Origin of the sequence: Paracoccus sigandri (genome assembly GCF_003709565.1) — a bacterium.
Taxonomy (GTDB): Bacteria; Pseudomonadota; Alphaproteobacteria; order Rhodobacterales; family Rhodobacteraceae; genus Paracoccus; species Paracoccus siganidrum.
This window is the reverse complement of record NZ_QNRC01000005.1, coordinates 220,507-229,780: the sequence shown is the minus strand read 5'-3', so window position 1 is coordinate 229,780 and position 9,274 is coordinate 220,507. Positions and strand designations below refer to the sequence as shown.

The 9,274-nt window shown below is 67.6% G+C and carries 11 protein-coding genes; 6 read left to right on the top strand and 5 right to left on the bottom strand.

The window, feature by feature from the left end; all coding sequences use genetic code 11:
• Window positions 1–282: 282 nt before the first annotated feature.
• From C9E82_RS06685 to C9E82_RS06675, 3 genes are all read right to left on the bottom strand, one after another.
• Window positions 283–867, bottom strand: a complete 585-nt coding sequence (locus C9E82_RS06685; RefSeq protein ID WP_420849816.1) for a cytochrome b/b6 domain-containing protein — start codon at window positions 865–867, stop codon at window positions 283–285.
• Window positions 864–1,319: a c-type cytochrome gene (locus C9E82_RS06680; RefSeq protein ID WP_119897771.1), complete on the bottom strand. Its 456-nt coding sequence runs from the start codon at window positions 1,317–1,319 to the stop codon at window positions 864–866. The genes C9E82_RS06685 and C9E82_RS06680 overlap by 4 nt, the downstream gene beginning before the upstream one ends.
• A 230-nt stretch (window positions 1,320–1,549) precedes the next feature.
• Window positions 1,550–2,503 (bottom strand): tellurite resistance TerB family protein, encoded by a 954-nt coding sequence (locus C9E82_RS06675; protein WP_119897772.1) that lies wholly within the window; start codon window positions 2,501–2,503, stop codon window positions 1,550–1,552.
• Window positions 2,504–2,703: 200 nt separating this feature from the next.
• On the opposite strand from C9E82_RS06675, the gene tuf reads away from it, so the two are divergent.
• On the top strand, window positions 2,704–3,879 hold the full coding sequence (gene tuf, locus C9E82_RS06670) for an elongation factor Tu (RefSeq protein ID WP_122449224.1): 1,176 nt from the start codon (window positions 2,704–2,706) through the stop codon (window positions 3,877–3,879).
• A 204-nt stretch (window positions 3,880–4,083) separates the two neighbouring features.
• Window positions 4,084–4,458: a hypothetical protein gene (locus tag C9E82_RS24070; protein WP_147393169.1), complete on the top strand. Its 375-nt coding sequence runs from the start codon at window positions 4,084–4,086 to the stop codon at window positions 4,456–4,458.
• Window positions 4,459–4,508: 50 nt separating this feature from the next.
• Here the strand turns inward: C9E82_RS24070 and C9E82_RS06660 are convergent, their stop codons facing one another.
• Window positions 4,509–4,940, bottom strand: a complete 432-nt coding sequence (locus C9E82_RS06660; RefSeq protein ID WP_119901067.1) for a nuclear transport factor 2 family protein — start codon at window positions 4,938–4,940, stop codon at window positions 4,509–4,511.
• A 169-nt stretch (window positions 4,941–5,109) separates the two neighbouring features.
• Between C9E82_RS06660 and C9E82_RS06655 the strand changes: the two genes are divergently transcribed.
• The 3 genes from C9E82_RS06655 to C9E82_RS06645 all read left to right on the top strand — a co-directional run bounded on the left by C9E82_RS06655 (window position 5,110) and on the right by C9E82_RS06645 (window position 6,387).
• Window positions 5,110–5,505: a VOC family protein gene (locus C9E82_RS06655; protein WP_119901065.1), complete on the top strand. Its 396-nt coding sequence runs from the start codon at window positions 5,110–5,112 to the stop codon at window positions 5,503–5,505.
• A gap of 61 nt (window positions 5,506–5,566) precedes the next feature.
• Window positions 5,567–5,977 carry a VOC family protein gene (locus tag C9E82_RS06650; RefSeq protein ID WP_119901064.1) on the top strand — a complete coding sequence of 137 codons (411 nt, stop codon included), beginning with the start codon at window positions 5,567–5,569 and terminating at the stop codon, window positions 5,975–5,977.
• Window positions 5,974–6,387, top strand: a complete 414-nt coding sequence (locus tag C9E82_RS06645; RefSeq protein ID WP_119901063.1) for a GFA family protein — start codon at window positions 5,974–5,976, stop codon at window positions 6,385–6,387. The genes C9E82_RS06650 and C9E82_RS06645 overlap by 4 nt, the downstream gene beginning before the upstream one ends.
• A 45-nt stretch (window positions 6,388–6,432) precedes the next feature.
• Here the strand turns inward: C9E82_RS06645 and C9E82_RS06640 are convergent, their stop codons facing one another.
• A complete protein-coding gene (locus C9E82_RS06640; RefSeq protein ID WP_119901062.1) occupies window positions 6,433–6,936 on the bottom strand; it encodes a DUF892 family protein in 504 nt (167 codons plus the stop codon).
• A 178-nt stretch (window positions 6,937–7,114) separates the two neighbouring features.
• On the opposite strand from C9E82_RS06640, the gene C9E82_RS06635 reads away from it, so the two are divergent.
• Window positions 7,115–8,968: an ABC transporter ATP-binding protein gene (locus C9E82_RS06635; RefSeq protein ID WP_119901061.1), complete on the top strand. Its 1,854-nt coding sequence runs from the start codon at window positions 7,115–7,117 to the stop codon at window positions 8,966–8,968.
• Window positions 8,969–9,274 lie beyond the last annotated feature (306 nt).

Below are 9,274 nucleotides of genomic sequence, written 5' to 3'. Positions count from 1 at the left end.
CCGGCGGGCTGCCGCCGGTCGCCGGTCGGAATTGCGGCGTCGTGCCCGGTATCGGCTGTCGGCGGGGCTTCGCCCCGGCCGCCGCAAGCGGCGGCCTCCCCAGGATATTTGTGCCAAGATGAAAGAGCGACGCCCTGCCGCGACGGCCCCGGAAAGGGCGGCCCGGCAGGGCGCTTTCACCTTGGGCGGTCATCGGCGTCCCCGCCTGTACCGCCCGCCCAATCTGCCGGAAAAACCTTTCATCTTGGTTAAAATATCCCCGCCGGAGGCAAGAATGTTCTTTCAGCGCCGGCGCACCCATTTCCAGCCGGTGATCATCGGCCGCACCAGGTCCTCGTTCTTCCAGAGCCGGTAGAACAGGATCACGCCGACATGCAGCAGGACCAGCAGCAGGATGATGTTGCCGCCCAGCCGGTGCCAGCCGACCGCCTTGCGCGCCGTGGCGCTGCCGACCTGGTCGGCCAGCGGGCCGATATTCACATAGTCCAGCGGGTCCGAGATCAGCCCGGTCCCGACCTGGACCAGCAGCACAGCCAGCATCGCGACCACCGACAGCGCGCCAAGCGGAGTGTGGCCCGGCCAGTTGCTGGGCTCGCGCCGGGCGATGCCGCCCAGATAGGACAGGATGGCCGAGGGACCGCGCAGGAAGCTTGTGAAGCGCGCGGGTTCCGGGCCGATGAAGCCCCAGACGAGGCGAAAGGCCAGCAGCGCCAGGATCGCGTAGCCCAGCCAGAAATGCAGCGTCATCACGTTCGGCCCGAACTGGCCGAGAAGCCAGTTCGCGATGACCAGGGCCGCCAGCAGCCAATGGAAGAGGCGCAGGGCCGGGTCCCAGACCCTGATACGTTCGGCCCGGCCCTCCATCATTCCGGCTTGCGATAGTCGTCGTGGCAGTCCTTGCAGGCGCCGCCGATCTGCTGAAGCGCCGCGCCGACATTGCCCTGCCCGCCGCGGACCGCGTCGGTGCTGCCCGCGACCGCGTCGCCAAGCGCCGCGAATTTCGCGCCGAAATCCTCGGGATTGTCCCAGATCGCGGGCAGCGCGCCCGAATTGGCCAGGTCGTCGCTGGAGGTTTCCGGCACGAAGAGCCCCGGCGCGTCATAGCGGACCAGCGCCTCGAGGTTGGCGGCGGCCGCCGCTGCCCGATCCTCGTCGTAATCGATATTGCCGCGGGCCATGCCCGAAAGCACGCCCGTGTTGAGGCCGATCAGCTTCATGTAGCCCTGGCGCGCGGCAAGCACGTCCTCGGCGGATTGGGAATGGGCGATGGCGGGAAGGGTCAGGGCGGCAAGGGTGGCGGCGCAAAGCATGTGACGCATGGCTGGCTCCTGGAAAGGCTCGCGAGCGGCGAAGGTTAGCAATCTGAAAATCCGTGCAAATTCCGCACGTCTGGCAGAGTGGCAGAGGCTTTCCCGTCTCGCAACCTTGCCGGCTCTCCGATCACGCTTTTGCTATGAGGGGTTTGCCATGAGAGGGCCGGGCGGGCCTCCCCATGCGAAAGGGGCGGGACCGCCGCCCCGCCCCCGATCCGCTGCGCCGTCGTGCGACCTCAGCTGTAAAGCCGCGTGGCGCCAAGCTCGTCATGGATGCGGTTGACCTCGGCGCGTTCGATCCCCAGCGCGCGGGCCAGCGCGTCCAGATAGCGCGCCTCGGCCTCGTTGTCGAAATCGATGGCCATCAGCGACATCAGGTAGACCTGCGGCTCCAGCCCCTTCGGCACCTCGCGGGCCAGGGCCTCGGCGTCGATCGGCGCGGCCATCTGCTCGCGGATGAACTGCCGTTCGTCATCGTCCAGATCGCCCAGTTCGCCCAGCAGGCGCTGCTTCTCGGCCTCGTCGATGCGGCCGTCGGACTTGGCCGCCTGGATCATCGCCTTCAGCATCAGCCCCGCCACCGCGTTCTGTTCGGGCGTCGGCGCCACCTCGGGCTCGCCGTCATGCGAGATGGCGTCGTTGAACAGCTCGCCGAAGCTGGCATCGTTCGCGGGCTGCGAATCCTTGCGGGCCAGGCCGCCCGCGGCGGCGCCCCCGGCCGCGCCGCCAAGCAGCCCGCCCAGAAGATCGCCAAGACCGCCCGAGGCGCCCCCCTGCGCGCCGGCCTGCGTGCTTCTGCCGCCTCCGGCCAGCTGGCCCAGCAGGTCGCCCAGCCCGCCCTGGCCGCCGGAACGGCCGCGCGAGGTCTGGGTCATGCGGTCCAGCATCCCGCCCAAGCCCCCCTGCGCGCCGGCCGAGTTCGGCCCGCCATAGGGCGTGGCGCCGCCGCTGCCGCGGCTGCCGCCGAGGACCTGCCCCAGCATTCCGCCCAGGCTGCCGCCGCCCTGCTGGCCCATGTTGTTGCCGAAAAGCTCGTCCAGCAAACCGCCCTGCCGCGCGCCGCGCGAATCGCGGATCTGCCCGCCGCCCTGGCCGCCGCCCTGCTGCTGGCGGTGCTGCATGGCGGCGCCGATGCCCTTCGCCAGAACGACGCCCGCGGCGACGCGGGCCAAAGTCTTCATGAGGCTCATGTTTTCGTCCTTTTGCTGTCGCTGCCGCAAGGGCAGGACTTCCCCCCTGGAAACGTGAGGCCGGCCTGTGCGGTTCCCCTGACCAGACTGGCTCATTCCGCGCTCTGGCGCACTTGATTTTTCCCCGACCGCCTTATACATCGCGGCGCACGCTTAATCGGGGCCCTCGCTCAGCCACGCCCCGCGATCAGGAGGCCCTTATGGCAAAGGCAAAGTTTGAACGGACGAAACCGCACGTCAACATCGGGACGATTGGTCACGTTGACCACGGCAAGACGACGCTGACGGCTGCGATCACGAAGTATTTCGGCGAGTTCAAGGCGTATGACCAGATCGACGGCGCGCCGGAGGAGAAGGCGCGTGGGATCACGATCTCGACGGCGCATGTGGAATACGAGTCCGAGAACCGCCACTACGCGCATGTGGACTGCCCGGGCCACGCGGACTACGTGAAGAACATGATCACCGGCGCGGCGCAGATGGACGGGGCGATCCTGGTGGTGAACGCGGCCGACGGCCCGATGCCGCAGACGCGCGAGCATATCCTGCTGGGCCGCCAGGTGGGCATCCCCTTCATGGTCGTCTACCTGAACAAGGTCGACCAGGTGGATGACGAGGAACTGCTGGAGCTGGTCGAGATGGAGGTGCGCGAGCTGCTGAGCAGCTACGACTATCCGGGCGACGACATTCCGATCATCAAGGGCTCGGCGCTGGCGGCGCTGGAAGGCCGCGACAAGGAGATCGGCGAGGATTCGATCCGGGCGCTGATCGCTGCGGTGGACGAATACATCCCGACGCCCGAGCGCGCCGTTGACCAGCCGTTCCTGATGCCGATCGAGGACGTGTTCTCGATCTCGGGCCGCGGCACGGTGGTGACCGGCCGCGTCGAGCGCGGCGCGGTGAACGTGGGCGACGAGCTTGAGATCGTCGGCATCCGCGACACGAAGAAGACCACCTGCACCGGGGTCGAGATGTTCCGCAAGCTGCTGGATCGTGGTGAAGCCGGCGACAACATCGGCGCGCTGCTGCGCGGCATCGACCGCGACGGCGTGGAGCGCGGCCAGGTGCTGTGCAAGCCGGGCTCGGTCAAGCCGCACACCAAGTTCGAGGCCGAGGCCTACATCCTGACCAAGGAAGAGGGCGGCCGTCACACGCCGTTCTTCGCGAACTACCGCCCGCAATTCTACTTCCGCACGACGGACGTGACCGGGACGGTGAAGCTTCCCGAGGGCACCGAGATGGTGATGCCGGGCGACAACCTGAAGTTCGAGGTCGAGCTGATCGCGCCGATCGCGATGGAAGAGAAGCTGCGCTTCGCCATCCGCGAGGGCGGCCGCACGGTTGGCGCCGGCGTGGTCTCCAAGATCATCGAGTGAGCGGCCGGGGCCAGGCCCCCGACCGCAACCGCAAGACAGAGGGGCCGCCCGAAAGGGCGGCCTTTTTTTGGTGATCATCGGGTGGTCTGCTGCGCGGGACTTTCTTGTCGTTTACCAAGCGTCTAAATTGTCGGCATGGCAAAGGGCGTTCTCAGGTTCTTCTTCGATTACGGCGCGGGTGGATGCCTTTGGGCGGGGGACAGCATGACTCTCGCGAGCCTCGACGGGGGGCCGGTTGATGCGACACTCTATGACCTCGAGGGAAAGATCCGCCGCAAACCGAAGGTTGTTCTTTCCAACGTGGCCCAACAATTGCGCGACCAGCTTGATGCCGCCCATTCCCGGTATCTCAATCCGATCTATCCGCCCGATCCGAGTCTCTGGAAACAAGCCTTGTGTGAGCGTTTCAATTCCAGAGTGGACCATCTTCTTGCGCTGCTGCGTCTGGAACTGGGCGAAGACCATGAGATACTGGATCAGCAACCACGCTATGCAGAAGATCCCAGGCTTCGGGGATATCTCGCAACGAACCCCGGACTTGCAGCCCTGGAAGAGTTGGTCGAGCTAGCGGTCCGCTAGGCATTCTTCCCGACCAACACCCCACCCGCCGGCGAAAGGCGAAACGGCCCTCAGGTGATGCCGTGCTGTTTCAGCAGGGCCTGCTCGTCGCCTGACACCCAGCCGAAGACCTTCGCTTCCCCCTCCAGCAGCTGAACCAGATAGTGGACCTCGAAATCTATCGCCACGTCCGGGCGATCGGTCCGGGCATAGGTCGCGGTCCAGGAAACATGGGCCACGCAATGCAGCTCGTCCATCGCGGACAGGCGGATGTCGCGTATCCGCATCTCCTTCGTCCCGATCGCCCGATAATGGTCATAGCCCTGCGCCATGACCCTTCGGAACTGGTCATCGTTCCTTCCGGTCCTCACCCCGGCGGGCGCTGCCCCGATGAACTCGGAAGCATAGAGCGATGCCAGCTCGTCCAGGTCGATCTTGCCGCCAAGGGCCCGGTTGGAGAAGCGCTCGTATCGCGCGAACAGCTTGCGCACCTGGTTTTCCATCATGTTTCCCGGCTTGAGCGAAGATCCCGGCCATCATGGCAAGGCGGGCCGGCGCTGCCAATGGCGACGGGTTCCAGCCGGGCGGCGGATCTCGGCGGCGGTCCGCATCGATGGCATTTCATGGCGCATGTGCTATGGCGCGGGGATATCGACAGCGAAGGGAAACCCCATGGCGAAATACATCCATTCCATGATCCGCGTGCTGGACGAGGAACGCTCGGTCGCGTTCTACGACCGGGTCTTCGGGCTGAAGGTCGCCGAGCGGCTGGATTTTCCCGATTTCACGCTGATCTACCTGTCGAATGGTGAAAGCGGGACCGAGCTGGAGCTGACCGTCAACAAGGGCCGGACCCAGCCCTATGACCTGGGCGAGGGCTATGGCCATGTGGCCTTCTCGGTCGAGGACCTGGACGCGCTGCACGCCCGGCTGGAGGCCGAGGGCTTCGCGCCCCGCAAGCTGGTCGATTTCGCTCCGGCGGGCGAGGTGATCGCGCGGTTCTTCTTCATCGCCGATCCCGACGGCTACCAGATCGAGGTGCTTCAGCGCGGCGGGCGCTATCGGTAGGCTGCTGACCGGAACTGTCAGCAGCCCCGCGCGATCATGACCCCGAGAAAAGGAGAGCATCATGATCGACCATATCGGAATCGCCGTGGCGGACCTGGCGCGGTCGCGCGCCTTCTATGACGCGGCGCTTGCGCCGCTGGGGATCTCTGTGGTGATGGAGGTGAGCGAGGCCATGACCGGCGGGCAGGGCGCGCATCTGGGCTATGGCCGGGGCGGCAAGCCGGATTTCTGGATCGGCTCGGGCAAGGCCGCCTCGGGCGGGGTGCATGTCGCCTTCGCCGCGACCGACCGGGCCGGGGTCGATGCCTTCCACGCGGCGGCGCTGGCGGCGGGCGGGCAGGACAACGGCGCGCCGGGGCTGCGGCCCGAATACCATCCCGGCTATTACGGCGCCTTCATCCTGGACCCGGACGGCAACAATATCGAGGCCGTCCATCACGGCCAGGCGCAGCAGGAGGGGGAGGCGGCATGAAGACCTATCACGGCAGCTGTTTCTGCGGCGCCGTCGGCTTCGAGGCCGATGGCGACCTGGCCGAGGGCACGATGCGCTGCAATTGCAGCTTCTGCCGCAAGATGCGCTATTGGGAAATGCGCCTGCCCGATCCCGACGGGTTCCGCCTGACCCGCGGCGACGCCTATCTGGCCGAGACGCCGCGCGCGCAGGACGACGGCATCGACATGCATCACTGGTTCTGCGTGCGCTGCGGCACGCGGCTGTGGACGCAGGGCGACATCGCCGAGATGGGCGGCCGCTTCCTGCAGGTCTGCGTCTCGGCGCTGGACGATGCCGGCCAGGACGAGCTGGTCGCGGCCCCGGTCTGGTGGGCGGATGGCGCCCATGACAACTGGTGGAACCCCGCGCCCGAGATCAGGCATCTCTAGACGCGGCGTCTCTGGGCGCGGGGCGTCCGGGTCGGCGAGGGCAGACTACTTGCCGTCCAGCGCCGCCTCGTTGACGCTGCCCTCGGCGATGGCGGTCATGTGGCGGTCGCCGCTCCAGGTGTGGTCCAGGCATTCCTGCAGGGCCGCCGCGTCGTCCGCGAAGTCCAGCCGGCTGGCGAAGCTGCGCAGGCAGCCATAGCCGGCGATCGCGTAATGGACCATGCGCTGGTACTGGGCGATGATCGCCGCGTCCTGGGCGTCCTCGTCGACGAAATCCGCCTCGACCGCGTGCCGGCGGGCTTCCAGGGCCAGCCCCTCCATGCCCTTGCACAGCTCTCCGGTCGGGTCGGTGTCGTGGCGCTCGCACAGCTCGGCCAGGACCTCGATGCCGCGGGCGATGCCCTGGTTGCCGGCGATCAGCGCCTCGGCCAGTTCGCGCGAACGGGCATGGCGACCCATCTCGGTCACCACCGGCATGGCCTGCTTGCAGGCGGAATAGAGATCCTTGAGCTGGTCCAGATAGAGGTCTTTCAGATCCTTGACGGGCATGGGCTCCTCCTCTTGTCGCGATGGTCGTGTCACCATGGGAATGCAACCGGATCGTGCCGGCTTCGTTCCACCACTTGACAAAGATCAGCCAGGCCGGGCGGGCTTGACTTCGCCCGCCGCATGGGCCAGCAAGGCCGGCCCTGCCGATGAAACCCCGGAACTGACAAGGTGAGCCGCCATGTTCGGCTGGTTTGAGCGCCGCATCGATCCCTATCCCTCGGACGCGCCGGGAATGCCGCCCCGGACGCTGGGACGCTTCGTGATCCATTACAGCCGTGGCGCGCTGCCCTGGCTGGTGCTCTTGGCCCTGGGATCGGCGCTGATCGCGCTGATCGAGGTGGCGCTGTTCGGTTATCTGGGCGATCTGGTGGACCGGCTGGCCGACACCCCGCGCGACCAGTTCTGGCAGGTCGAGGGCGGGCGGCTGGCGCTGATGGCGGTGCTGCTGCTGGTGCTGCTGCCGGGGCTGAACCTGCTCAGCAGCCTGGTGCTGCACCAGACGCTGATGGGCAATTTCCCGCAGCGCATCCGCTGGCAGGCGCATCGCTATCTGCTGCGCCAGTCGATCGGCTATTTCCAGGACGAATTCGCCGGCCGGATCGCGCAGCGGCTGATGCAGACCGCGCTGGCGGTGCGCGAGGTGGCGATGAAGGTCATGGATGTCGGCACCTATGTCGTCGTCTATTTCATCGGCGCGCTGGCGCTGGCGGCCAGCCAGGACTGGCGGCTGGCGCTGCCCTTCCTGCTGTGGGCCGTGGGCTACGGGGTGATGCTGTGGCAGATCGTGCCGCGCCTGGGCCGGGTGGCGCAGGCGCAGGCGGATGCGCGCTCGGCCATGACCGGGCAGGTGGTGGACAGCTATACCAACATCGCCACGGTCAAGCTGTTCTCGCATTCCGCGCGCGAGGAAGCCTGGATGCACCGGGGCATGGACCGCTTCCTGAGGACCGTCCATGCGCAGATGCGGCTGTCCAGCATCCAGGACATCACGCTGAACCTGATCAACGTGGCGCTGGTCGCCTCGGTGGCCGGGCTCGGCCTGTGGCTGTGGTCGCGCGGGCTGGTCGCGGTCGGCGCGGTGGCGGTGGCCGTGCCGCTGGCCCTGCGGCTGAACAACATGGCGCATTGGATCATGTGGGAATTCGCCGCCCTGTTCGAGAATGTCGGTACGGTCCGCGACGGCATCGCCGGGCTGGCCCTGCCGCGCCAGGTGCTGGACGCCGAAGGTGCCCGCCCGCTGCGGCCCGGTCCCGGCGCGGTGGTCTTCGACCACGTCACCTTCCGCTATCGCGGCATGGAGGGCGCGCGCCCGCTGCCGGTGCTGGACGACCTGTCGCTGTCCATCGCGGCCGGCGAGCGGGTCGGGCTGGTCGGCCGCTCGGGCGCGGGGAAATCGACGCTGGTGAACCTGCTGCTGCGTTTCCACGACATCGAATCGGGCCGGATCACCATCGACGGGCAGGACGTCTCGCAGGTCACGCAGGACAGCCTACGCGCGGCGATCGGCGTGGTCACGCAGGACAGCTCGCTCCTGCACCGCTCGGTGCGCGACAACATCGCCTATGGCCGTCCCGACGCGGACGAGGGTGACATCGCCCGCGCCCTCCGCACCGCCGAGGCCGAGGGCTTCATTCCCGATCTCGCCGACAGTCATGGCCGCCGCGGCCTCGACGCCCATGTCGGCGAACGCGGCGTCAAGCTGTCGGGCGGCCAGCGCCAGCGGATCGCGATCGCGCGGGTGGCCTTGAAGGACGCGCCGATCCTGATTCTCGACGAGGCGACCAGCGCGCTGGACAGCGAGGTCGAGGCGGCGATCCAGTCCCGCCTGCAGGCGCTGATGGCCGGCAAGACGGTGATCGCCATCGCCCACCGTCTGTCCACCATCGCCGCGATGGACCGGCTGGTGGTGATGGACCAGGGCCGCATCATCGAGCAGGGCAGCCATGCCGAGCTCCTGGCCCAGGGCGGCCTCTATGCCCGGCTCTGGGCGCGCCAGTCCGGCGGCTTCCTGGCCGCCGACGCGGCGGAATGAGCCGGGCCCCCTCGCACTCCTGACAAATACCTTCGGGGGGTGCGGGGGGCGGAGAGCCCCCCGCCGCCGCGCTTTCCGCCTCGCGCCCCGCGATCCCCCCTTGCGCGCCCCCGCGATCCGCCGTAATCAGGCGCCCGGCCGCAGGGGTATAGCTCAGTTGGTAGAGCATCGGTCTCCAAATCCCCGAATTTTCCAAGAAAAATCAGTGACGGCCCGCCTCCGGGTTATCAGGACATAGCGGAAACAAACCGCGAACCTGATAAATCGGAACATGGCGCTTGCGCCGGCCAGGACCCCGCGCGCCGG

What these genes read in the sequence shown, in the direction of transcription:
- C9E82_RS06685 (WP_420849816.1), bottom strand. Translation starts at nt 867, where the DNA reads ATGATGGAGGGCCGGGCCGAACGTATCAGGGTCTGGGACCCGGCCCTG.
- C9E82_RS06680 (WP_119897771.1), bottom strand. Translation starts at nt 1,319, where the DNA reads ATGCGTCACATGCTTTGCGCCGCCACCCTTGCCGCCCTGACCCTTCCC.
- C9E82_RS06675 (WP_119897772.1), bottom strand. Translation starts at nt 2,503, where the DNA reads ATGAGCCTCATGAAGACTTTGGCCCGCGTCGCCGCGGGCGTCGTTCTG.
- tuf (WP_122449224.1), top strand. Translation starts at nt 2,704, where the DNA reads ATGGCAAAGGCAAAGTTTGAACGGACGAAACCGCACGTCAACATCGGG.
- C9E82_RS24070 (WP_147393169.1), top strand. Translation starts at nt 4,084, where the DNA reads ATGACTCTCGCGAGCCTCGACGGGGGGCCGGTTGATGCGACACTCTAT.
- C9E82_RS06660 (WP_119901067.1), bottom strand. Translation starts at nt 4,940, where the DNA reads ATGGAAAACCAGGTGCGCAAGCTGTTCGCGCGATACGAGCGCTTCTCC.
- C9E82_RS06655 (WP_119901065.1), top strand. Translation starts at nt 5,110, where the DNA reads ATGGCGAAATACATCCATTCCATGATCCGCGTGCTGGACGAGGAACGC.
- C9E82_RS06650 (WP_119901064.1), top strand. Translation starts at nt 5,567, where the DNA reads ATGATCGACCATATCGGAATCGCCGTGGCGGACCTGGCGCGGTCGCGC.
- C9E82_RS06645 (WP_119901063.1), top strand. Translation starts at nt 5,974, where the DNA reads ATGAAGACCTATCACGGCAGCTGTTTCTGCGGCGCCGTCGGCTTCGAG.
- C9E82_RS06640 (WP_119901062.1), bottom strand. Translation starts at nt 6,936, where the DNA reads ATGCCCGTCAAGGATCTGAAAGACCTCTATCTGGACCAGCTCAAGGAT.
- C9E82_RS06635 (WP_119901061.1), top strand. Translation starts at nt 7,115, where the DNA reads ATGTTCGGCTGGTTTGAGCGCCGCATCGATCCCTATCCCTCGGACGCG.